Here is a 23,033-nt window from a genome sequence, read left to right as displayed (position 1 = left end):
TAGATAAAAACCAACCGTTCACCGCTTACTTCCTTTCTTGTGCCCAATTGGTTTGCAAGGTATCAATAAATTCCTCCCAAGAGATTCGATCGGCTGCATACGCTTGGATCTGGACACCAAATATATTTTGTCCAAACCCATCTGGATAGGAATTATGGACCCATGGAACGGTTTTACCTTCGCTTAAATACGTATAGATTTCCTTAGATAACGGATCATTGATCGCTTCGCTCGAAAAGTTGGTATACGCCGGAATGAATTGAAACTCATCGATGATTGCTGTCATCGCCTGCTCATCCGTATACATCCACGTTAAAAATTCGATCGACGCATCAATGACTTCTTGGTCTTTGTCTTTATTGACCCCCCAATACCAAGCTGGCCCCGCCACGATGTTGCTTTCTCCCGATGCTTCGATCTGCATAGGAAGAATCCCTAGTTTTTCTTTCGTGAACGTCTCATCTAAGCTATCCAATGTCGGTACGATCCAATTTCCTTGATGGATGATAGCCACCTTTTCACTGGCAAATAATTCTTCAACAGATGTACTGTAATCCATTGCCTCCATTGGTTGTGCATTGTACTTAATGACCAAGTCGGTGTAGTTTTTCATTTGCTCGGCATAATCTACGCTTAATTCCAGTGCCTCATAGGTCATTTCTAAGCTGTTATCAAACTCCGGAGCAAGAAAATTTGAACTATATTGACTGGATACCCACGTTTCTGCCCCGCTAAAACCAAATACGCCTTGTAGCCCAAGTTCATCTTTTTTACTATCCAATAATTGAACGGCTTCTTCAAATGCCTCAAATGAGTTGATCGATCCACTATCGATGCCAGCTTGTTTAAAAATCTTCTGGTTGATCAACCAGCCATATCCCTCGATATTCATCGGCACCCCATAGACCGTATCGTCGAGTGTAGCCCCCTCTAATGTTCCCTCAATTGCTTGTTTAGCTAACGTCGTTTCCCCAAGATCATAGAGTTTATGTTGCCAAATCTGCGTATCTGCTAATCCACCCAACATAAAGATATCTGGTTCATCCCCTGAGGAAAACTTTGATTGCAACGCTGCTGTCGCATCGGTTCCCCCGCCAACCGTCGTCAAGTTGATCTTGATCTGCGGATGGTCTTTTTCAAAATCCTCTACCAAAGCATCCATTTGCTCGGCTGTTTCTGTCTTGATATTGAAAATCTCTAATGTTACACTACCATCATCTGAAGACCCGCTTTGTGCCGTACCGCAGCCAGTAATTCCTAACACCATGATAAAAGCAAGTATTAAAAATCCTCGTTGTTTCTTCATGATTATTCCTCCTCCTCTTATTAACAAATTGATTATATTGATATTTACAACGGTATGTAATCGCTATCTTAATCAAAATACCTTGTAATATTGATCAAAATGGAGGAAATGTGATGTTTAGTCCAAACGATATTTTTACCCCCAATCCTAGTCAACAAGATATTGATACCACGCTAAAGGAAATGACCGAACATGGGGATAGTTTGTTTCCAATTGCCGTTCACTATACGAATCATCCAGCCCATCAGGAAAATATGATCCACCCCCATTGGCATCGAGAACTAGAGATTCTTTATGTCTATCAAGGACTCATGGAAGTCAAAATAGAAGGAGTACCTTACGTTGTTCACGAAGGAGAGGTTATGTTTATTCCTGCGAATCAATTACATGAAGCACTCAATCATCAAATGAATGCCTGTGCATTTTTTGCCATCGTGTTTGATGCTTCATTCATTGAAAGTCGCGTTTCCGATCATATCCAGCAAACTTATCTTGATCCATTGCTCCATTCACCAGAACAAGTAGCGATCCATTTTACAAATGATTGCTCAAGTATTTCTGAGATCCAACAACTAGTGATCACGATCATTGATACATTTGCCTTGAAAGAATCTCGCTTTGAACTGACGATCAAAGCACAATTGTTCTTACTGATCAAACATTTTTCGCGCTACAGTACTCAAGTGAATCCTGCAAAGTTAGTTGCTAGTAAAAACAAACTCAACACGTATCGCTGTAAAAAAATCATTCTATATCTTGAAGAAAATTACCAAAGCACGATCACTCTTGAAGCAATCAGTCGTCATATTGGCTATAGCAAAGAGCATTTCTGTCGTTTTTTTAAAAAACATTTTCGTATGACTTTTTTCACGTATTTAAATCAAATGCGCATCAAAAAAGCAGAGTACCTGTTACTGCATACAGATTTGAAAATCATCGATATTGCCTTGGAAGCCGGTTTTGAAGACCCTAATTACTTCACTAGCCTGTTTAAACGCGAAACGCAAATGACTCCGACAGGTTATCGGAAAAAAATGTGCGATTTCACCAATATATGAGTCTATCTCTTGATTGTTACCAGCAGCTTTTTCACCTCATACATTAACGATAGTGGAAAAGACTAGGACAACTCTCATAGATAGTTACTGAATATAAAGAAATATCGACTTAAAACTTGGAGAAAGTTTTTTAGTCGATATTTCTTTTATAGATAATCTAGGATAATACTTATTTATTTCTCTTCATTTACCAGATGTGAGCATCCTAGTTTATTCTTTACTTTAAATTATTGATGTTATAATAATATGTATTCAAACTATATCTATCACTTAGGAGTTCACGAGTATATGAAAAACAAGTTTTTTTTAGCAATGATTAGTTTATTTTTTTTGTTTATATTAATAAGCTGCAAATCAACAAGTACCATAAATACAAACTCTTCGGTAATCGCTAGTACAGTATCTACAGCAGATAAATCATCCGCAACACCCTCTGATCACTCAGATTCAGAGAGTGAATCGACAAACGATACGACAACACTTCACGGTCTAAACGATCCGGCCACAATCTACTTAAATGGAGAACCTGCAGTTACTATCGAAATTATTAAAGCTAGTGCGCAACCTAATGATATCATTCAAGAACAAGAGTACTTGGCTTACCCTATAGATACTATCATTAGACTTGATATTCGCATGACAAACCATTCAATAAAAGATTTTAATAATGGATCGAAGTTCTACAGAAACTTTGAGATTACTACAGAAGATAACATCCATGTCGATCCCACAATGCAGAACCAACCAGGCAATCAACCGGGAACTGATCCATTAGAAGTTGGCGCAACAGGTGTTGTCGAGGCCTACTTTGTGCTAGATGAAGATATGAAAAACACTAATGTCCAAACAATTGATATCGAATACTATTATCTACGTGATTTACTTAACCCAAATAGCCAAGATTTTCGTTCGATAAAATTTAAACTTCCAGTTACGCATTGATATTATGAATAAAATCTCACTTAAGCTAACAAACAATAAACAAGTACCTTGTTCTTTAACAAGGTACTTGTTTATATTATTGTCTTTAGACCAAGTTGAGCTCGCAAAGCGAGTGAAACAGAAAACCACCTGCTATGCGGGTGGGGAATAAAAGGTTCTACCAAAAAGCCCTTCCTATCGTTAAAATATGATTGTTCAGGTCATATTGATAACGAAAGGAAGGGAAAAGAAATGGCTAATAAAGCAAATAGTTTAGCCCATACAAAGTGGCTGTGCAAATACCACATTGTATTCACACCAAAGTATAGAAGAAAAATCATCTATAATCAATATCGAGCAAGTATTCAAGAAATTATCAAACGACTATGTAAGTATAAGGGAGTAGAAATCTTGGAAGGACATATGATGCCAGATCACGTCCATCTATTATTGAGTATCCCACCAAAAATAAGCGTGTCAAGTTTTATGGGTTATCTTAAAGGAAAGAGTGCATTGATGATTTTTGATAAACATGCAAATTTAAAATATAAATTTGGCAATCGACATTTTTGGGCAGAAGGATATTATGTAAGCACAGTGGGATTGAATGAAGCGACCATAAGGAAATACATTCAAGAACAAGAGAAACATGATATAGCGCTAGATAAATTGAGCGTTCGAGAATACGAGGACCCTTTTAAGGGTTAGAGAGTAGAACAAACACCTTTTTAAAGGTAGGCAAAAGTGACAAAGGCAATATGGCTTGAACATGAAATGAGAAAGCCAGCGTCTTTAGGCGCTGGCCGGTGTTAAGGGCTTATAGCCCTAGAGCAAACCACCCTTTTGAAGGGTGGTTATGATTTATATATATTATTTTTTAATATATCAGTAAAGCTAGTATAGGATATTTTTTAATTAGTTAAAGATGTTCATCGCACTAATCAACATCTGGATATCTTCTGTATTTCCCGTAGGTATATTTATTCTTTGCGCATTATCGAGTATTTTCTGTTCTTCCTGCTTCATAGTAACTGGATCATCTGACTGTTGAAAGTGACTTGGTACAGGATAATACATTATTGAACCATCATGGTTACTAGAGTAAACAACTAAACCTTGATACCCATATTTTCCGGTTAAGGTTACTGTCTCTTGAGGATAAACTATGCTATTTTCGTCATAAGGATTGATTTTTATACCCGCTGGAGAATGGTTAACATTTAATGTAAAACCTGCATTACCTAAATCATTTTTATAAGCTGTACCATTAGTAGTTAACCAGACGCGTGCATATTCAATTTGTTCGTCTGAGTAAACACTTAACGGATCATTTATGGATTCCGAGGGTACTGTTGAGGATGTTGCTGAATCCTCTGGAATCGTTGTTGACTGTTCGCTTTCAGTTATTTCACTCTCTGAGACAGTAGACTCTATTGTCTTGCTTTCTGAAAGAGTAGAAGTTGTTTCTTCTGATTTTTGAACAGTTGATTGTTGTGAATGATTCTCACTTGTATTAGATGAAGATTCTTTTTTATTCCTACTTTCAATTATTTGACCATTGGTGGATTGAGCTGTTTCAGTATTTTTTGAGCCACATCCGGTAAGAAGAATTAATAATAAAATACTGATTGGTACTATTTTTTTCATATTGAACACCTCTATTTAATTTATCAGTATTATTATAACGCATATTATTAATAACTTTTCAGTTTAACTAATCGAAGAAATTTACATGTACACTTAACTATTTTGTAATGAAATGAAAAGGCCCAAAGTGAACTTTTGTTCATTTCGGAAAATTTTTACACTATCAATTACTTATTCCAAGGTTTCGTCTCTTTTAACTCCACAAATCCATTCTCGTTATATTTATCCTCCTAAATTTCTATTGTTCCATTGAAAAGAGAATATTTCTTCATGATACAACAACCATCCAACACCTTTGAAATGACCTAATATGTTTCTTCTGGAGAATAAAGGCTTCTCTTAGACATACAAAAAACTCTCTATAAAGTAGATTTGGAATTTTTTTCCTTGCCTACTTTATAGGGAGCATATCATCACAAGAAATAGCAGTTTTTTTATTAAATTTTTAAAGCTACTTTCAAGTTTTGTCTGCTATAATTAAAAAAAGGCTTTAAGGAGAACTAAATAATGCTTTTAATTAAATTTATGTTTACTTTAATATATTATGGTAGTTTTATTTATACAATCTACAAAGTCAGCCAGATCCAACAGGAGTATTCAGATATCATGGCTGTATATAAACAAGAAGGAGAGCGTGCTTTTCCAAACCTGACTGCACAAGAACAAAAGAGACGAAAAAAAGCAATCTCACAATATTATGAAAAAAAGGACCCTTCTTTTGCTCTAAAAAGAAAATTTTCATTTATCGTTTACGTTATTGTCTTTTTTATTTTGGAACGTGTCATTCGATACTTTTTCCCTATTGAAGACGTTCCTAAAAATTTGAATTACATAGTTCCCTATTTGGGAGTAGCCCTTACCATCAGTGCTATTACAGGCTTTTACTTAATTAAATCCAAAAAAAATGAACGCGAAATATTTAAACAGTATTTAATAGACCATCCCAAAAACGAATTACAATTTGTTTGGGTTTCAGTAAAACTTCAGGCAAGTTTTATGCAAAATACAAATAAAAGATTTATAGTCCACCTTACACTAGGTATATTAATGATATTGTATCCTCTTTTTTCTTAGATGGGGTTATACCTTAAAATCATAACCACATTTTCGTTCAATAAAATTTAAACTTCCAGTTACGCATTAGTCTTCGATTGACCCCCTTATCTTTTATTTTGGTTTGCGTCATTGATTGATTTTCCGACAAAATAATGACAGTAAATCCCTTGGATACTTTTTATAAGTTACCTATATCATTACAATTGTTCACATTTCCCGAGAAATAAGGCGACAACTACAAAGATTTTGTAGTTGCCGCCTATTGTTTGGAGGATACCTCCTATTGTTTCAGCTTCTGATCGATTTATTCTACTTCATACGTTGCTAATACTTGCAACACATTCGATGAACCACCAGGTGTTCCACTGCTTAATTCAACTGAGATTACATCGCCAGATTTATAATCAATTGTTTTACTAACTTTTACGCTGTCCTCTGCTCTTTCACGAACTGATCCATAATAAACTTTACCTTTATAGATTTCTGCGACATAGGCACCATTTTTACGAATGAACATTCGGTTGTTCCCTTCGAAACTTGCACGATCAAAATCAACGTCTAATCTGTTTCCTGTTAATTGAATATTCTTCACCGCATGTTCTAATAAAGAAGTGTCCACTGCTAAATCTTCTTCTAATGTGATCGATTCTAACAAGCGCTTGCCTGTTGAGCTGTGACCAGGTGAATTTGGTGCGGTATAGACTTCGATTACTTGTCCTTTGACACCGGAAATGCTACGACGTACTTGAGTACCTTCATCGGTTTTGCTTGTAAATGAATAGTAAGTTTTACCTTTATAGGTTTCAAAATGATAACGACCATCAACATAGACCATCAATCGTTCTGAACTGTTGAAACGTTCTGCATCTAGATTTAAATACGCATAAGCTTCACGATCTTGTGTTCCTACAGTCAATAAACTCGTTTCTGTTTTTTCTGGTTCTACTTGAATATTGTCAAATTTCGCCCAACCATTTCCTGTCGAAGAAAAACGAATGATGTATGTATTCTCTGTATCAGGGGTAGTAAATGTAAATTCTCTACGTGTCCAGTTTTCATTGTTGTGTGATGTTTCTTCTAACGAAATAAAACCTTCATCATGATTCATCGTACCAAATTCAACTTTTGCTGGAAAATCAGCGCTACCTGCTACATCATAGCCGAATGTATAGGTCGTGTTTGGTTTCAGTGCCAAATATTGATGAATGTTTTCTCCATAAGTAGCAACTGCATATTTATTTCCGCTTAACTCTTCGATTGTTGGATTCTGTGTACCTGGACTAGACACGATCCAATGGTTCAAACCATCATTGAAGTCACCGTTTTTGATTGTTAACTGTTCTTCTACCTGATTACTGACATTCGCCGAATCGCCTGTTGATTGGCTTGTCGCAGATGTCACGACCGGTCCTCCTAACGTAAGAAGTAACATGCTTGTTGCTGCAATTTTTTTCAAGTTGTTTTTTTTCATCTCAAGCTCCTTATTTATTTTTTTAGCGGATAATTCGTTATACAGTGAACCATAAAACATAATCTATCTCGCTCTCTAAAAAGAATAACTGATAAATATCTCAACAAGAAAACATTTTTTTCCGGAAAAATATTTTTATGGAAACATAACACTGAACAAAAATATGTAATGGATAATAATTGCAAAAAAATCAATAGCCCAATAGATTTATCGAATGATTTCAATTATTCTTTTTCTTGGATAAAATAAAAAAATACAGCACAAAGCTGTATTTTTTTGAATTTTATTTTAGAGATCATTCAAGAAGGTCATCTATCAGAACATAACGCATGAAGGTGTCACTCATAATATTATTTGTTATGGTTAGTACGTTGTTTAAAATGCTGGGATATTTGAGCCTTTTGAATTATTTTTGATGTAGTCAGCGACTTCTGGTGTAGTCATCGCTTCTTTCAACACCTTGATTTTCTCGCTATCTTTTTCTTCCTCTCGAGTAACTAATTGCAACGCATAATGTTTGCTTGCTGCTTCGTCTTCGAGTAACAAGGCATCTTCTGTCGTCAAGTTTGCTGGTTCCAAATATGCTGGATAACAAAAGACCATCGCAATGTCACTTTCATCATAAGCTTTTACTAGATTCAAAAGATCAATACTTTCAAAGGTAAGATTTTTAGGATTCTCTACAATATCTGCGACTGTACCATCAAAACCGATTCCGTCTTTCAATTGAATGATCCCATTCTCATTCAAAATCGCTAACGCACGACCTTCATTTGTTGGATCACTAGGAATGCCCACTTTAGCGTTTTCTGGCAAATCATTGACATCATCATATTCTTTTGAATAAAATCCGCCAGCAAAATAATAGATTGGTTGGACAGCTACTAAATCAGCGTCTTTTTCTTGATTGAATCGTTCCATAAAGGGTTCGTGTTGCGCAAAGTTTGCATCTGCTTCCTTATGTTGGACGGCATCATTATAAGCAACATTATCACTGACTTCCATGATATTGATCGTGTAGCCTGATTTTTCTACTTCTTTTTTAGCAATTTCTAGAATATCTTTTGAGGATTCCAATTGAACCGCTACAGTGATTTCTTTTTTACTTTCTGCGGTTTCATTACTTCCACCACAGGCTGCTAAGACTAGAACACCAACTACAGCAAATGCAAATAAATAAAACTTTTTCATAACTTTTCTCCTACTTTCGTTTATCTAATGATTGTGCGACAAAGTTTCCAAACATTTGTAAAATAAAGACCAAAGCGATCATGATCACAATAGCAACATACATGACTCCATACTCATACCGTTGATAGCCGACACGGACAGCAAAATCACCGATCCCGCCCCCACCTACGACGCCCATGACGGTAGAATAAGAGATCATACTAACTGTTGTCGTGGTATAAGCCAACACTAAGCCACTTCGCGCTTCAACAAATAAGAAGTGCCAGATGTATTGAAATCTTGAAGCGCCTAATGAATTCGATAAGGCATAGATCTCTTCAGGTACATCTAACAACACTTGCTCCACTAAACGAGCAAAAATTGCGACTGCCACAATACTAAGTGGTATAGATGAAGGAACAGGTCCAAAGGCCTTTCCTAAAATCGATCGCGTCACTGGGATCAACGCAATCACTAATAAAAGATATGGAAACGAGCGAACGACCGTCACGATGAAGTTGAGCAACCAGTATAACCAAGGATGGGTCCCTCTAACCTTAGGATTTGTCAAATATAGACCTAATCCTACTGGCAAACCTCCCAACACACAAACGAACATGGAAATCGCCATCATGATGCCCGTTTCTTTCAAACTATTGATTAGAGACGGCCAATATTCAATCAATGCTGTGGGTAAGTTCATCAGTCAAACTCCTTTTTATTTTTTCAAAATAGGTTAGTTCCTCTTCCGCGTACTGTTTTGGGTCATTCGTCAATTCACCGATCAGATGCCCATTTTCCATGACTAAGATCCTTTTACATAAGCGTTTGACGGTTTCCAGTTCATGACTAACAAAAAAAATAGTCGGTTGAAACTCGGCATGTGTTTTATGTAATAAACGAACTACACTTTCTGTATTTTCTTCGTCTAAAGAACTCGTTGCTTCATCACAAAGTAACAAATGTGGATCCCTACTTAACGCTCTTGCAATAGAAACCCGTTGTCTTTCCCCTCCAGAAAGTTTGACTGGATAGCTTTCTGCTTTATGACTCATGCCAACAAAATCGAGTAGATCATTGATTTTTTTAGGCTCTTTCTTCCTTTGTAACTTTAAAGGTAATGCAATATTTTCGTAAACACGTAAATTTTCAAGTAGGTTATGATGTTGAAAAATCATACCTATTTTCTGTTGTTGCTGTTGGCGCTCTTTTTTTGATAATGACTGAACATCTACACCATTTAGTTTGATCGTACCTTCAGTAGGCGTTTCCATCAAATTCAATAAACGTAACAAGGTCGATTTCCCAGAACCACTTTTCCCAACGATCCCGATCACTTCCCCTTGTTTCACCGTAAAACTAATCTTATGCAACGACTTGGTCTTTTCATACTGCTTCGACACATTTACTAGCTCGATCACATTTTTCCTCCAGTCTATAAATGCAATTAAAAGATTAACACAAAGAAAAAAACTGTATTAATTTTATTGTTAACCAAAGATTTATCTGAATTTTTTAAAGAGTAAATAAAGTACAAAAACTTCTATTTTTATAATCTATTAAAAGAAAGCAAAAAGCAACTTTTTTACTCACCAATAAATATGCACTGTTTTTATTTCTGTACTAGTAAGCTCATAAAAGATAGCTTACTTATTCATTTTCGACCAGTCTATCTTGAGATTAAAATATATTTTTTATGGGTGAACTCCATAATTTATCAAATCTAAAAACAAATTGATTTAGTATACTATTTTTTTTAATTTGAGAAAAAATAATAAATAGAGCGAAAGTAAAAAGATGTTATAATCTGGATATTGGATGGCTCATTTAATGATACACTATAGATTGGTTCGTTATCTTATATGGTATCAAAAATTAGATTATTGATACATGAACGAATGACAGCTATCCTGGATACAATTATTATGGATGAAATAATCGGGACTGAAAATTGTTTGGGGAAGTAGTTTTTAGTACTTTTCGTCCATACAGTGTTAATGATGTGCCACTTTTAGCAACACTAAAAACGAGAGCAGAACAAAACTGTTTACTCTCGAAAAAAAAGCAGCGGCCCGTCAAATTTGATAGGCTGCTGCTTATTTTGCTAGATTCAACGATCGTCAAGATCCAGTCATAATTCCATTAATTTTAAGTACGGTCAAAAATTCCTCTACATAAGCATCTTTTTCTTCATCTGTAAATTCTTTATCTAAACGATACTTGTTTCGCACAAAGGCTTTTATGTTTTCTTTCGTCGATTCAGCCTTTAACAAATCAAATATATCAATTGCTACGTCATTGTCTAAAACAAAACGTTCACTCTCAACCATGATGTATAAGTCATTCCCCATTTTTTCATAAGTAATGTTCTCATTGAGTTTCATGTCTTCCACTCTTTTCGTTATTCATTTGTACAGCTACGAACCATTTGATGCTTTAGGATTTCCTTGATCAAATTACACTCGGCTTCGTCTACACCTTGGGTATCATTGGTTGCATAATAATGATGTGCACGACATCCTCCACCGCATAAGTAGCGGAATGAACAATCGTTACATTTTGTTAAATGATTGATGCTTTGAGAGCGAATAAAAGCAATATTCTCTTCGCCAAAAACCTTGCTAAGTTGCTCTTCTCTAATATTTCCCAGTTTGTAGTCAGCAGTTTCTAACAGTTTACAGGCAAATATATCACCAACAGGATTGATTGCAAATTCTCCAACACCAAGTCCACAGGATTCTTTGATGGCAAAGGGTTTTAAAAATGGCGACCGATTTTTGTTCTTTTGTTTTAACTCAATTTCCGTTCTCTCACTCTCAGTTAAAGAAATCTCTGCCATTTTTGCACGTCCTAGTTCACTGAATCCGCCTAATTTATAATTGATGTTATTCTTCTTTAAAAATGCCACCGTTTCATCAATATTATTGAAATTATTATTGGTAATAATCGTATTGACTGCAATATTTGGATAATTCAAGTCTAATAGATTTTGAATCCCTCTCATTGCTATGCGATAACAACCTTTTCCTCTATTTTTATCATTTGCGACTTGGTCGATCGAATCTAAGCTGATGGTGATCGAATCACATCTTTCAGCTAGAAATGCTGCATCTTTTGCATTCCGTACTAAAGTCCCATTCGTGATCAAACCAATAGTTAAACCAATTTTTTTGGCATAATCGATATATTTTAACGCATCCTTACTTAACCCAACCTCGCCGCCAGTAAAGATAATTTTCTTTACACCACAATCCTTTAATTGATTGAGAACGTCAATCCATTCGACAAAGTTTAAACTATCCTCATATTCCTTTTCAGGACTGGCTTCTGCATAGCAGTAAACACACTTCAAATTACATTGATGGGTCATAACCAAATAAGCTGTCTCTGGTATTCCATGCTCCGCTTTTTCTACTTCAATCGGGTCCTCTAAAAGGATTTGAAACAGATCCATTTTTTTCTGGGTCGCCATTGGTAGATGCTTGTAATCTTGCTTTTTTATTTTGTTTAATTCTTCTTGATCAACTAATATCCATGTACTACGTAGGACATTATGTACGATAAATTGTTCATTGAATCGATAGGCATGAAGATTCTCTTTGATTCGGATAAAATCACCTCATTTTTTAAACCCACAAGTTCGTTTTCGCAGAGTAAACCGAAGGGAGCGCCCATTTTCTGCACCAAAAATAAGTAGGAAGCGTTGATAAAAGCCCTTTCAAAAAGCTGAAATCCACAAAAAATTTCGCAGACCTCAGCTTGCTTGTCGGGAAGTGACATCACTGTCATGTTCTCTTTTTCACTTATGATCCTTGACCAGAAATAACACCACAAGCACATGGAGCTGTATATGCTCCCACAATTTTTTTCAATTCAGGTTTTTTAAACATTTGCACCCCTCCTTTATGTTATGAACTAGTGACATACAATAAACACAAGAATAAGGAGTAACAGAAACTATCTTCTTTTTCAGATTAAATTTCTAATCTACCACTTACCTTCTGCTTTAAGAAAAAAAATGAAAATATAGTTCACTTTTTTTCCTAACTAAAGTATAATATGTTTTATAAAATTTTGTCAAACATTTACTTAAGGGGCGGAAAAAAATGAACTTCCTTACAAAGAAAAGCTATATTTATATCTTTATATCAACGTTGTTAGTCTTAGTAACTGTGCTAACCACCTTGATTGCACCATTTATACTGAACAGTATCCAAAGCTACCAAGCTTCCTCTATATTTTCTATTATTTTCCTAATAATCGGTGCTATGACACTTTCATATATTTTCCAAGTCTGTCTGATTATTTATCGGGAAAACTTTGCAGAAAAGTTCAATTTAACTTCCTTTTCCACTCTATTATCTAAAATATATACATTAAAATTTGAGAAATATATCAATTTAGAATCCGGGAATTTAGTTTCTCGAATTTTTCGAATCGTGGATACAACCTACACATTTATGACAACTAGCTTCTTTTTAGTACTAAAATCGACCATCTCTATTCTCATCGTCTTAAGTATATTTTTTTCACTTAATTCAGTAATTTTTTTAATCACACTCATCCTGATCCCAATCAATCTTTTTTCTTATATTTTTATCAATAAAACACTTAATTTAAGAATCAAGACAATGCAAGACGAAAATGCTCAAGCTCAGAAAGACTTGATTCTACTACTAGGAAACCCAGAACAATTTAAAATGTTGCCGAATTTTGATTTCGTGAAGCAGTTAACTTTCTCAACCATCAAAAATATGTATTCAAGTTTGGCATCAACAAATAAATTTGCCCAGATCACTAGTTATACTGTCTCATTCATCAACCAACTTTCTCAAAATATTATTTTTATAACGATCAGCTACTTGGTGTATAATCAACAGCTCCAGTTGAATAATATGATGGTAGTCAGTATACTAATGCCTATTTTCTTCACTTCCCTTTCTGATTTATCCAAAATCAATGTCGATTATCGAACGGTCGTGGCAAACCAGCAATTTGTTCAAGAAAACTTAGAACTACATCAAGAAGATTTATCTGGCACACCAATTGGCCAAATCACTAGCATTAAATTTGAAGATCCGCAAATCACGATGACATCAAATGCAAAAAGAATCCATCTATCATTGACTGAAACATTGAATTTAGGGGATATTTGTTACATCGAAGGTCCTTCTGGTTCTGGAAAATCAACCTTGATAAAATCAATATTGGGGTTTTATGAAAGCAATGGTCTATATATCAATGATCTTCCTATTGAACAATTAGACACAAGGTTAGTCAGGGAACAGATGACTTATCTCTCTCAAGCGACTCTACTCTTTTCAAATACTCTTGAATACAATATCACTCTCGGTCAGACGATTTCTGACGAGAAAAAAGAAGCGTTGAAACAATCATCACTTCTTGCACCGATTTTTAAAAACAAAAACTGGGATTCTTTGATCGTTGACAATGGCGCCAATCTCTCAGGAGGAGAAAAGCAACGTGTGTTTATTGCTCGCATGATGCTCCAAGACAGCAAGATATGGATTCTAGATGAAAGTACTAGTAGTATCGACAAAGACTCTGCGGATGCCATATTTAATACACTTATTAAGATGCACCAAAATAAAATTATTTTATTCACCTCCCATGATAAAGAGAATAAAGCTTTTGCGAATAAAATCATTCAACTGTCCTCTCATGTAGAGACGATAGATTAACGTTTAAGGAAGGTATTTTCAATGGAAAATTATTACTCTGTCAATGAGGTCGCTGATATGTTAGATGTTACCACACGTTCTATCCGCAACTACATTAAGTCTGGAAAACTGACAGGTTTGAAAATAGGAGGAAAATGGTATTTTTCAACGGATAATATTTTAGACTTTATTGCGGGCCATCAACTTGTTTTTTTTATGGACAAGAATGATTCTGCTATCAACAAATTACCTTATACGCTAAGATTCAATCTGTATTTTGAACATGTTAGCTCTATACAAACATTCAAAGATAACATTCTTGACTACCATCAAGATGTTTATGCTAATGATCAAGACCGATTATTTTATTACCAAATATATAAGGAAAAACATGCAGAATTACTTTTAAGTGGAAGTTTTGACTATGTCATCAATTTTGGCAAATGGATCAATCATTTGTTGCAACAACAAACGGACATCTATGAAGTAACTTATACAGACGATTAAATTGTGTATCTGATCCTATCTTCTTAAAAATTAAGTAGACAGACGTAATCACACAATATGTAAAATCAAAAAACAAGAAAAGAGCCACAAAACCTAGCAACAGGTTCTTGTAGCTCTATTCTTATCTTTTAAGGTTGAACACCTTTACTTCAAATTCAAGAAGCAATTATTACTCTTTTTTTGTTAACCAGACAGCTATTGTTGGCGAGTTCTCATCATAAGGACTTCCTTTTACATCCCCGTAAAACCCACTAACAACAAAACCAGCCGCTTCCATTTCTTTTTGCAGAGTTGCTTTTGTAAAATACGTCATCCATAAATAATAAGTTTTGGTTTCGTTCGCAGTAAGGATCGTCGTTTGTTCTAAAGTTACACGTTCGTTGTATTTTGTATTATATTGCAAGGCCACATGGGGTTCATCTGTCCAAAATCCTCCATCTGGACAAGTATCCCAAACTCGCTTTTCTTCAAATGATTGATGACTTGCCATCGAAAAAACATCCAATAGAACTTTTCCTGTTGGTTTTAGATGCTGATAAATTTTTTCCAATAATCGTTTTCTATCACTCGCTGATAACGCCCCAAAGTCACAATAGATCATCGTGATGATATCGTATTGTTTATCTAGATCCATTGTCAGATAATCTGCATAATGGTACGTAATCGGTAACTGTTGGTCTTCCGCAGATTTTTTGGCATATGCTATCGAACGCTTAGAAAAATCAAGCCCCGTTACTTCATACCCCAATCGACTAAATTTTTCTGCATAGATTCCCGGACCACAGCCAATATCTAATACCATTGGATAGGTTTTCGGCGGGATTACTGTATTGATCCAACGAACAGATTCATCAATAAACCCAGCTTTTCGACTTGCACCTTCAAATTCAGGGTCAAGATGTGCTTGTAACATTTGTTTTGAGATGTGACGATCATCCCAAAATGCGCCTTTCGTTTGTTGATAAAGTGTTGGTTGGTTTAAAAGTGTTTCAATCATTGTTTTCCATCTCCTCATTTTCTTTTTATAAATTTGAACAAAAGAAAAAAGCCGTAGATTTTACTCTACGGCTTCCCTACATAAGGCGAAGATGCGAGTAAAATAAAATCAAATACATAGGTACGCTAAATAAAGCTGTGTCTCAGCTAATTTTTTAACCTATTGAATTGATTTTATTTACTCGCTTCCAATCATACCCATGTTACTGATTATATAACATCTGATATGCCGGATTCATCACCTTTTTCTGTTAAATTTATAGTTTCATTCTATAGAGAATACCTGTAATTGTCAATTTTTTCTCTGGTGACTATAAAACGATCGTAAAAGAAGCGTATCTATAAAATAATAGTATGCCAAAGCATTTTTTTCCTAAAGGTGATCAATGTGTCCAAATGGCTCAGGCAACTATATTAGTCGTTATGAAAGGGGTGCGTTCAAGTAATGGCTTTATTTATACTCCCTGATTTTAGGCGGGATATACTGTTCAACAAAAGGCTGGATCTCTGTCAGTGCATCCGCAAACAAAATTTTATCGAAGTCTTCTCTTGTTAAAAAGCCTTGATCGACCATGGCTTGATACTGCTGCTTTAATGGATCAAAGAATCCTTGGTGATTCATTAACACACATGGATTGACATGCTGGCCGATTCTTCCCCAAGAAATTACTTCAGTAATTTCTTCGATGGTTCCAGGACCGCCGGGCAGTGCAATATAGACATCTGATAATTCAATCATTTTTTGTTTCCGTTCGTGCATCGACGACACGATCATCAAAGAGGTGACATCTTTTTTTGCTAGTTCTCGTTTTGCCAAAAAGTCAGGCATGATACCTGTCACTTTCCCTCCAGATCCTAGTACTGAATCAGCAATAATCCCCATCAAACCAGCATTTCCACCACCATAAACCAACTGATATTCATTCTTCCCGATCCACTCACCTAAGCTTCTCGTTACTTGTTCAAATTCTGGAGAATTCCCTTTGCTTGCTCCGCAATAGACTGCAATGTTCATTTCCGCAACCCCTTCCAAATTTTTTTCAGCTTATGCAATTATATAATTGAAAGGTGGTTAACCTCAACATGAACATGAAAGAATACAATGACTGGGTAGTTGATTTTTATAAAAAAAGAAAGTGGTACGACTACGATCCATTTATCCGTATCGGCTTTTTAACTAAAGAAGTTGGCGAAGTTTCAAGAGCGGTTCGAAGTCTCGAAATCGGTCGGGATCGTCCGGATGAATCTATACAAACAATTGATTTTTACAAAGAAAATCTGATGGAGGAATTGGGTGATGTCTTAGATAATGTTCTGATTCTTGCTGATAAATATGACTTAACATTCGAAGAAATCATTCATCACCACAAACAAAAACTAGAGAACCGGTTCAATATGTAGTCTTCTCACGATGCCATTTCCAATTTTTTTAGAAAAATCCTTTCCATCGTGCTATACTCTAAAGAAAAAGAATCTTGAGGTAAACACATGGCTATCTTTGAAAGTCTTAACTTAAATAAATTGTCTGCCGTTGAACAAGAGATTTACCGGTTTATCGTTAACAACCTTGAGAAAATACCTTATATGCGGGTACGAGATATAGCGACGGATGCGCATGTTTCTTCAACTTCTGTCTTTCGTTTTATCCAAAAAGTCGGCTTTGATTCATTTCCGGAATTTCGTTTTTATATTAAAAACCATTTGGAAAAAGCCCATTACGAAACAGATGACAAGCAATTAATGTTAGAAGAACGAATCAATCAGTTGAACATGACTATTTTTCATCCCGATATTGAATATCAAATAAAAAAAATGGCAAAAACATTACGTCAAGCTGATTTTATTCTATTTATGGGGATGGGAGCTTCGGGAGCATTAGCGCAATATGTGGCACGAAAATTAGCGAATATCGGTTATTTTTGTATTAGCTTAGACGAACTGACTTATCCGATTCGTAGTTTTTTGCGTCCAGATCAAAAAAATGCGTTAGTCTTTTTGAGTGTTTCAGGTGAAACAAAAGAACTAATCGAAGTAATTTCAGGTTTAGCTCATGCGGATAGCGTGCATAAGTATTGTATTACCGCTCATAAAGAAAGTTCATTGGCCCAATTGTGTGATTACTCAATTGACTATGCCATTAAAGAAGAACGGAAAGACATCTTTCTTGATTTGACTAGTCAGCTACCTTCCATGGCGATCCTTGAAACACTGATCGGTTATTTAGAGGATGAATGATTCACCACTCAATTTGGAACACTATGTTCCTACCACGAAATAATTTTCATTGTTCCAAATTTTTATCCTAAATAAGAATGCGCTTACTTTTCTTTCACACCTTTCGCTATAATGAATCCATCATATAGCGAAAGGTGTTATTCTTATGCAAAAATTCAATGATTTATTAGATCGAAGTCTTGTTCCTATTGCAACACGGTTAAACAACCAACGACATATTGCAGCCGTTCGAGATGCATTCATGCTTATTTTTCCATTAACGATTTCTTCTTCATTAGTCATCCTAGTCAATAATATTTTATTTTCAAAAGACAGTTTTATCGTGCAATTATTTCAACTTTCACGTATCTTTCCAAATTTAGAAAGTGCACAACAAGTCCTTGCTTCTGTAGCAAATGGCACAATCAATATCATGAGTTTGTTTATTGCTTTTTTAGTCGCTCAGCTTTTGGCAAAACATTTCGAAGCTGATGCAACCTTAGTTGGGCTAACTAGTGTCGCTTGCTTTATGATCTTTTACCCTACTTCTTTTGCAGTCGATGAAATGAATGTCATCTCGACGCAATATTTGGGTGCTCAAGGGTTATTCGTTGCGATGATTGTCGCTTGCTTGGTTGGCGAATTCCTACCGAAATTATTCAAAGTCAAGAAATTACAAATCAAGATGCCTGAACTCGTTCCACCAGCTGTTTCTCGCTCTTTTTCTGGGATGATCCCAATCATTATCGTTGTTTCTATGTCAGCTTTGATCAACTTCTTCGTCTTGATGATCGCGCCTGAAGGAATCAACGAGTTGATTTATGCCGGTATCCAAGCACCTTTACGTGACTTAGGTGGAAATGTGTTTGGTGTCCTACTCTTAGCTTTTATTCAGACACTGCTATTTTCTATTGGTATTCATGGGCCAAACACATTGAATGCTGTTCGTTCAGCGATTTTTACCGAGCAGGACTTAGCCAATCTCCAATTCATCAATGATGGTGGTTCGCTGTGGGATGTCCCTTACAAAGAAACCTGGGGCATCTTGAATGATATGTTTGCAAACATGGGTGGAACGGGTATGACCTTAGGCTTGATCATTGCGATTTTTATTGCTTCACGACGACCTGAATATCGCGAAATTGCCAAACTATCTTTTGTACCAGGTATTTTCCAAATCAATGAACCGATGATTTTTGGACTACCGATCGTCTTAAATCCAATTATGATCATTCCTTTTGTTTTAACACCGATGGTCAATATTCTGGTCGGTTACTTCGTCACAGTCGTCTGGCCAATCATGCCATCACCAGCGATTGGTTTACCTTGGACCACCCCAGGGATCATCAATTTGTTTTTAGGAACTGGTGGGAATATCATGGGAATTGTAATAGGCGTACTTTGTTTAGCGATTTCCGTTTTGATTTACCTACCTTTTGTCATGGCTTCCAACCGCGCACAACGCACAGAGATATAACTTAAGAATCAATGAAACTTAGGAGGAATTTGTATGAATAGAGAGTTACCCAAAGATTTTTTATGGGGAGGCGCAATTGCTGCTCATCAAGCAGAAGGTGCTTGGAATATTGATGGACGAGGTCCAAGTATCGCTGACGTTATGACTGCTGGCGGAAATGGGATTCCGCGGAAGATCACTAAAGGAGTCGTCGAAGGGGAATATTACCCAAACCACGAAGCCATTGATTTTTACCATCGTTACAAAGAAGACATCCAATTATTTAAAGAACTAGGCTTAAAATGTCTACGCACATCCATTTCATGGAGTCGGATCTTTCCTACTGGTCAAGAAGAAACACCGAATGAACAGGGATTAAAATTTTACGATGATCTTTTTGACGAATGCTTAAAAAACGGGATCGAACCGGTAGTCACGTTGTCTCATTTTGAGATTCCTTATGCCATTTATGAAGATTTTGGTGGCTTTGCCAATAAAGCGGTCATTCCTTTATTTGTTAAATTTGCTCAGTGCGTATTTGACCGTTACAAAGACAAAGTAACTTACTGGATGACCTTCAATGAAATCAATAATCAGGCGGACGGACAAGAGCCCGTTCATGTTTGGACCAATTCAGCCATGATCATTGAAGATGACCAAGATAAAGAGGCCTTAGTATTCCAAGCAGGGGTCAACGAACTGATTGCCAGTGCTTGGGCTGTCAATGAAGGGAAAAAGATCAATCCCGATTTTCAGATTGGTTGTATGATGGCTTACGTTCCAATCTATCCCTACTCCTGTGCGCCAGAAGATATGATCGCTTCAGTCAAAGCAAATGAACGTCGTTTCTTCTACAGTGACGTCCATGTACGCGGAGAAATCCCTACCTACACAGAAAAGTATTGGGAACAAAAAGGGCTCACAATCGAGATCAGCGAGAAAGAACGACAAATTTTACGTCAAGGAACTGTTGACTATATCGGTTTTAGCTATTATATGTCGGGAACGATCACAACCCTTCCCGATGTTGAGGGCAGACAAACAGAAGATATTCCTTCAGCCAAACTAGTTAAAAATCCTTATATTACTGCTTCTGACTGGGGCTGGCCGATTGATCCTGTTGGGTTGCGTTATGTATTGAATACGGTGTACCAGCGTTATGATCTCCCACTGTTTATCGTTGAAAATGGTTTTGGTGCCTACGATCAGTTAACTGATTCAAATGAGATCCATGATGACTACCGGATCAATTATTTAAGAGAACACATCGAACAAATGAAAAAAGCAGTAGTTGAAGATGGCGTACCATTAATTGGTTATACACCTTGGGGAATCATCGATATCGTCAGCTTTGGCAGTGGTGAAATGGAAAAACGCTATGGCATGATCTATGTCGATAAAGATAATACCGGTAACGGAACCTTACAACGTTTGAAAAAAGATTCCTTTGCTTGGTACCAACAAGTGATTGAAACAAATGGTGAACAGCTTTAGTAACGAACAAAGAAAGAAAGGCGATCCGACTTCATTGTCGTGACCGCCTTTCTTTGTTATGTTTCATATTTTTCTTTCACAACTGCTAAGTAATGTTGCAGACCGATATTCATTACCCAGGCTACGCCTAGACCAATGAAACTACCGATGACGATACCAATAAAACGATACTCGATCAATGAGATCAAGTACGTGTTCCTGACCAGTGTCGAAAGCATCAATGCCATGGGATTCAAGAAAATATTCGCCACTGCATAATTTCGAGCCACTAAAAACTGAGAAATACCATAAAGAAACGTAATTAAAAAAATCGTTTCAAGTTGGGAAAAAGGAATCAGTGATAAGACAGCCGATAAACACAACCCTAACATCGAACCAATCAAATATTGCACTTGCCGATGTTTCATCGCATCTAAATTCTCAGCCAATAAAATCGAGGCACAAGACAGTGTCAGCCAATAAGGATTTTTCATGTTCAAGCCATGGCTAACATAAACGGAAAGGAATAATGCAGCGCTGTAAAAAATTGAATCAATGATCACTAAAGGTTCTTGGTGAAAACGCTCCTTCAAGGATACCTTTATCACTTCCTGTTCTGGGCGTGAATCCATTTTTTTCGTTAGAAATGCAGCAATCAAAGCAAACACAACACCCATAAAGAAAAAAGAAGCTACTGTCGGCAAATGGGAAAATGGAACGGACATACTCGTTCCCATAGCCGCTAACATCGCAAAGAATAAGCCCCCTGGTTTAGAAATATGGAACAAACGCAAAATAAATCGACTGAAAAAAGCAACTGCTCCAACAGCAAATGGTTCAAGCCAGATGACATACGTCGACAATAGCCCTAATGTAAAAGCCAGTAATAGACCGCAACCAATCAAAAATAGGCGCTTTAATAATTGCTTCATCGGAATGTTCTGGTAGTAAAAGAAGGTAAAGATACCTAGAGAAGAGAAACTTGAAATCAAAAAATTATGATTGATGTAACCGATCCATAAAACGAGAAAGATCATCACCATCAGATTCATGATGCGAAATGGATTTTCTTGAATTTTGTTAAATGTAAAATAAGATTTAACCATAAAAAACCTCCTTATTTTGAAATGTATATAAAAATCGTTTTCGCCTTAAGGATGTCTTGTCTATTTATAAGAAGTATCAAAGAAATCAACTATTAGAAGTAAAAGGAGAGTTTTCCAGAGAAAAATTTAAACGAATTTACTTTATCTAGTATAACACCATTTTTCATCGCTTAAACAGCCAGAAATTCCCACCAATCATTAAATAACTAATTAAATATTATAATTAATTAATAATAACCACCATTATTTGTAATAATATAGATAGTTTTAGCTATCTAAAATTAAAAGCTTTTCATCTAGTCAAAGAATTTGTGAAATCTGCTTTATTTTTTTGTATTTTAAATTTATACTATGAAAGAAATCATTTTTAATAACAAAAAAAAATTAAAATTTATTGTTACATAAAGTTTTTTTGATTTTAACATCAGACATATACGTTGGAGAACACAGAAAGGACAAAAAGTAAGGAAAATGAAGAAAATTATTTTAATTATCAGTAGCTTGTTTGCATGTGTCGGTTTATTTTCTTTTATTCATTTTTTGAATTCTCCTGTTCGAGATGTTACCTCCAAAGCTGAAATGATCCAAACAGACGAAATTAAAATGGAATATGTTCCTACAAAAAATCAATTATTGAAAAGCATTGGTGACTCGGTCGATTTTTTAGGCATCTACGAAGTAACAGAAATCAATTTTAATGATACACCCCATATCGTACTAACAAAAGAAGATGAAAATGAACTATCGTTTGAAATCAGAGTGAATGATCCAAAAGAGCAATCGTTCTCGATTCCAGCAATAAAATTCTCTCCACAAAACATTCATGTTTCTGATACATTTGGCATTGCGAAAAAAAATGATCGCTACTTTGCCTACAAAAACAATGTATCCATTGAAGGAGAACCTTACAACACACGCTGATATACCCTGCGGGGGTAAATATAAATTTACATTTAGACTATAAAAAAGCA

General features: G+C 35.8%; 22 protein-coding genes. 11 read left to right on the top strand and 11 right to left on the bottom strand.

All coding sequences use genetic code 11. From position 1 onward, the window contains the following. Positions 1-25: 25 nt before the first annotated feature. The gene (locus EM4838_RS14455) at positions 26-1,306 is read right to left on the bottom strand and encodes an ABC transporter substrate-binding protein (RefSeq protein WP_071867760.1); all 1,281 of its coding nucleotides are present in this window, start codon (positions 1,304-1,306) and stop codon (positions 26-28) included. A 113-nt stretch (positions 1,307-1,419) separates the two neighbouring features. Here EM4838_RS14455 and EM4838_RS14450 point away from each other — a divergent pair, with 113 nt between their 5' ends. From EM4838_RS14450 to tnpA, 3 genes are all read left to right on the top strand, one after another. Continuing rightward, positions 1,420-2,364 carry a helix-turn-helix transcriptional regulator gene (locus EM4838_RS14450; RefSeq protein ID WP_071867761.1) on the top strand — a complete coding sequence of 315 codons (945 nt, stop codon included), beginning with the start codon at positions 1,420-1,422 and terminating at the stop codon, positions 2,362-2,364. Positions 2,365-2,652: 288 nt separating this feature from the next. Then, a complete protein-coding gene (locus EM4838_RS14445; protein WP_071867762.1) occupies positions 2,653-3,306 on the top strand; it encodes a hypothetical protein in 654 nt (217 codons plus the stop codon). A 231-nt stretch (positions 3,307-3,537) separates the two neighbouring features. Then, positions 3,538-3,993 carry an IS200/IS605 family transposase gene (gene tnpA, locus EM4838_RS14440; RefSeq protein WP_100917284.1) on the top strand — a complete coding sequence of 152 codons (456 nt, stop codon included), beginning with the start codon at positions 3,538-3,540 and terminating at the stop codon, positions 3,991-3,993. 207 nt (positions 3,994-4,200) lie between these two features. Here tnpA and EM4838_RS14435 read toward each other — a convergent pair whose 3' ends face one another. After that, on the bottom strand, positions 4,201-4,932 hold the full coding sequence (locus EM4838_RS14435; protein ID WP_071868105.1) for a hypothetical protein: 732 nt from the start codon (positions 4,930-4,932) through the stop codon (positions 4,201-4,203). Positions 4,933-5,439: 507 nt separating this feature from the next. Between EM4838_RS14435 and EM4838_RS14430 the strand changes: the two genes are divergently transcribed. Next, positions 5,440-6,006, top strand: a complete 567-nt coding sequence (locus tag EM4838_RS14430) for a hypothetical protein (RefSeq protein ID WP_100917288.1) — start codon at positions 5,440-5,442, stop codon at positions 6,004-6,006. 286 nt (positions 6,007-6,292) lie between these two features. Here EM4838_RS14430 and EM4838_RS14425 read toward each other — a convergent pair whose 3' ends face one another. The 6 genes from EM4838_RS14425 to EM4838_RS14400 form a co-directional block, all read right to left on the bottom strand. Continuing rightward, complete coding sequence (locus EM4838_RS14425) at positions 6,293-7,459, bottom strand: carbohydrate binding domain-containing protein (protein WP_071867632.1); 1,167 nt, start codon at positions 7,457-7,459, stop codon at positions 6,293-6,295. A 375-nt stretch (positions 7,460-7,834) separates the two neighbouring features. Beyond that, positions 7,835-8,650 carry a MetQ/NlpA family ABC transporter substrate-binding protein gene (locus EM4838_RS14420; protein WP_071867633.1) on the bottom strand — a complete coding sequence of 272 codons (816 nt, stop codon included), beginning with the start codon at positions 8,648-8,650 and terminating at the stop codon, positions 7,835-7,837. 10 nt (positions 8,651-8,660) lie between these two features. Next, the gene (locus EM4838_RS14415) at positions 8,661-9,332 is read right to left on the bottom strand and encodes a methionine ABC transporter permease (RefSeq protein WP_062805922.1); all 672 of its coding nucleotides are present in this window, start codon (positions 9,330-9,332) and stop codon (positions 8,661-8,663) included. Further along, a complete protein-coding gene (locus EM4838_RS14410; protein ID WP_071867634.1) occupies positions 9,307-10,050 on the bottom strand; it encodes an ATP-binding cassette domain-containing protein in 744 nt (247 codons plus the stop codon). Before EM4838_RS14410 ends, EM4838_RS14415 begins: the two co-directional genes overlap by 26 nt. Before the next feature lie 699 nt (positions 10,051-10,749). Continuing rightward, complete coding sequence (locus EM4838_RS14405) at positions 10,750-11,013, bottom strand: hypothetical protein (RefSeq protein WP_071867635.1); 264 nt, start codon at positions 11,011-11,013, stop codon at positions 10,750-10,752. Positions 11,014-11,030: 17 nt separating this feature from the next. After that, on the bottom strand, positions 11,031-12,101 hold the full coding sequence (locus EM4838_RS14400) for a radical SAM/SPASM domain-containing protein (protein WP_071867636.1): 1,071 nt from the start codon (positions 12,099-12,101) through the stop codon (positions 11,031-11,033). A 1,159-nt stretch (positions 12,102-13,260) separates the two neighbouring features. Here EM4838_RS14400 and EM4838_RS14390 point away from each other — a divergent pair. Together EM4838_RS14390 and EM4838_RS14385 are read left to right on the top strand one after the other, a co-directional pair. Continuing rightward, positions 13,261-14,331 (top strand): ATP-binding cassette domain-containing protein, encoded by a 1,071-nt coding sequence (locus EM4838_RS14390; RefSeq protein ID WP_229078051.1) that lies wholly within the window; start codon positions 13,261-13,263, stop codon positions 14,329-14,331. Between the two features lie 21 nt (positions 14,332-14,352). Next, on the top strand, positions 14,353-14,817 hold the full coding sequence (locus tag EM4838_RS14385; protein ID WP_071867639.1) for a helix-turn-helix domain-containing protein: 465 nt from the start codon (positions 14,353-14,355) through the stop codon (positions 14,815-14,817). A gap of 169 nt (positions 14,818-14,986) precedes the next feature. Here EM4838_RS14385 and EM4838_RS14380 read toward each other — a convergent pair whose 3' ends face one another. Then, positions 14,987-15,814: a class I SAM-dependent methyltransferase gene (locus EM4838_RS14380; protein WP_071867640.1), complete on the bottom strand. Its 828-nt coding sequence runs from the start codon at positions 15,812-15,814 to the stop codon at positions 14,987-14,989. Positions 15,815-16,264: 450 nt separating this feature from the next. Next, positions 16,265-16,828 carry an LOG family protein gene (locus EM4838_RS14375; protein WP_071867641.1) on the bottom strand — a complete coding sequence of 188 codons (564 nt, stop codon included), beginning with the start codon at positions 16,826-16,828 and terminating at the stop codon, positions 16,265-16,267. 68 nt (positions 16,829-16,896) lie between these two features. Between EM4838_RS14375 and EM4838_RS14370 the strand changes: the two genes are divergently transcribed. From EM4838_RS14370 to EM4838_RS14355, 4 genes are all read left to right on the top strand, one after another. Then, complete coding sequence (locus EM4838_RS14370; protein WP_071867642.1) at positions 16,897-17,214, top strand: MazG nucleotide pyrophosphohydrolase domain-containing protein; 318 nt, start codon at positions 16,897-16,899, stop codon at positions 17,212-17,214. An 87-nt stretch (positions 17,215-17,301) separates the two neighbouring features. Next, positions 17,302-18,048 carry a MurR/RpiR family transcriptional regulator gene (locus tag EM4838_RS14365; protein WP_019722675.1) on the top strand — a complete coding sequence of 249 codons (747 nt, stop codon included), beginning with the start codon at positions 17,302-17,304 and terminating at the stop codon, positions 18,046-18,048. 145 nt (positions 18,049-18,193) lie between these two features. Next, the gene (locus EM4838_RS14360) at positions 18,194-19,504 is read left to right on the top strand and encodes a PTS sugar transporter subunit IIC (RefSeq protein ID WP_019722676.1); all 1,311 of its coding nucleotides are present in this window, start codon (positions 18,194-18,196) and stop codon (positions 19,502-19,504) included. Between the two features lie 33 nt (positions 19,505-19,537). Beyond that, positions 19,538-20,977 carry a 6-phospho-beta-glucosidase gene (locus EM4838_RS14355; RefSeq protein WP_071867643.1) on the top strand — a complete coding sequence of 480 codons (1,440 nt, stop codon included), beginning with the start codon at positions 19,538-19,540 and terminating at the stop codon, positions 20,975-20,977. Between the two features lie 56 nt (positions 20,978-21,033). On the opposite strand, the gene EM4838_RS14350 is transcribed toward EM4838_RS14355, so the two are convergent. Continuing rightward, on the bottom strand, positions 21,034-22,062 hold the full coding sequence (locus EM4838_RS14350) for an FUSC family protein (protein WP_071867644.1): 1,029 nt from the start codon (positions 22,060-22,062) through the stop codon (positions 21,034-21,036). A gap of 471 nt (positions 22,063-22,533) precedes the next feature. Here EM4838_RS14350 and EM4838_RS14345 point away from each other — a divergent pair, with 471 nt between their 5' ends. Continuing rightward, positions 22,534-22,983, top strand: coding sequence for a hypothetical protein (locus tag EM4838_RS14345; RefSeq protein ID WP_071867645.1), 450 nt, complete (start codon positions 22,534-22,536; stop codon positions 22,981-22,983). The last annotated feature ends 50 nt before the right edge of the window (positions 22,984-23,033 follow it).

Source organism: Enterococcus mundtii (assembly GCF_002813755.1).
In the GTDB taxonomy this organism is placed as follows: Bacteria; Bacillota; Bacilli; order Lactobacillales; family Enterococcaceae; genus Enterococcus_B; species Enterococcus_B mundtii.
Note: the sequence above shows the minus strand (reverse complement) of the source record. Positions and strands in the feature narration are given on the sequence as shown.

Bases quoted from the DNA above. Each gene is read 5' to 3' on its own strand.
- EM4838_RS14415 (WP_062805922.1), bottom strand. From the start codon at position 9,332: ATGAACTTACCCACAGCATTGATTGAATATTGGCCGTCTCTAATCAAT.
- EM4838_RS14365 (WP_019722675.1), top strand. From the start codon at position 17,302: ATGGCTATCTTTGAAAGTCTTAACTTAAATAAATTGTCTGCCGTTGAA.
- EM4838_RS14450 (WP_071867761.1), top strand. From the start codon at position 1,420: ATGTTTAGTCCAAACGATATTTTTACCCCCAATCCTAGTCAACAAGAT.
- EM4838_RS14345 (WP_071867645.1), top strand. From the start codon at position 22,534: ATGAAGAAAATTATTTTAATTATCAGTAGCTTGTTTGCATGTGTCGGT.
- EM4838_RS14360 (WP_019722676.1), top strand. From the start codon at position 18,194: ATGCAAAAATTCAATGATTTATTAGATCGAAGTCTTGTTCCTATTGCA.
- EM4838_RS14380 (WP_071867640.1), bottom strand. From the start codon at position 15,814: ATGATTGAAACACTTTTAAACCAACCAACACTTTATCAACAAACGAAA.
- EM4838_RS14390 (WP_229078051.1), top strand. From the start codon at position 13,261: ATGCAAGACGAAAATGCTCAAGCTCAGAAAGACTTGATTCTACTACTA.
- EM4838_RS14435 (WP_071868105.1), bottom strand. From the start codon at position 4,932: ATGAAAAAAATAGTACCAATCAGTATTTTATTATTAATTCTTCTTACC.
- EM4838_RS14445 (WP_071867762.1), top strand. From the start codon at position 2,653: ATGAAAAACAAGTTTTTTTTAGCAATGATTAGTTTATTTTTTTTGTTT.
- EM4838_RS14455 (WP_071867760.1), bottom strand. From the start codon at position 1,306: ATGAAGAAACAACGAGGATTTTTAATACTTGCTTTTATCATGGTGTTA.
- EM4838_RS14355 (WP_071867643.1), top strand. From the start codon at position 19,538: ATGAATAGAGAGTTACCCAAAGATTTTTTATGGGGAGGCGCAATTGCT.
- EM4838_RS14430 (WP_100917288.1), top strand. From the start codon at position 5,440: ATGCTTTTAATTAAATTTATGTTTACTTTAATATATTATGGTAGTTTT.
- EM4838_RS14400 (WP_071867636.1), bottom strand. From the start codon at position 12,101: ATGGCGACCCAGAAAAAAATGGATCTGTTTCAAATCCTTTTAGAGGAC.
- EM4838_RS14370 (WP_071867642.1), top strand. From the start codon at position 16,897: ATGAACATGAAAGAATACAATGACTGGGTAGTTGATTTTTATAAAAAA.
- EM4838_RS14350 (WP_071867644.1), bottom strand. From the start codon at position 22,062: ATGGTTAAATCTTATTTTACATTTAACAAAATTCAAGAAAATCCATTT.
- EM4838_RS14405 (WP_071867635.1), bottom strand. From the start codon at position 11,013: ATGAAACTCAATGAGAACATTACTTATGAAAAAATGGGGAATGACTTA.
- EM4838_RS14420 (WP_071867633.1), bottom strand. From the start codon at position 8,650: ATGAAAAAGTTTTATTTATTTGCATTTGCTGTAGTTGGTGTTCTAGTC.
- EM4838_RS14385 (WP_071867639.1), top strand. From the start codon at position 14,353: ATGGAAAATTATTACTCTGTCAATGAGGTCGCTGATATGTTAGATGTT.
- tnpA (WP_100917284.1), top strand. From the start codon at position 3,538: ATGGCTAATAAAGCAAATAGTTTAGCCCATACAAAGTGGCTGTGCAAA.
- EM4838_RS14375 (WP_071867641.1), bottom strand. From the start codon at position 16,828: ATGAACATTGCAGTCTATTGCGGAGCAAGCAAAGGGAATTCTCCAGAA.
- EM4838_RS14425 (WP_071867632.1), bottom strand. From the start codon at position 7,459: ATGAAAAAAAACAACTTGAAAAAAATTGCAGCAACAAGCATGTTACTT.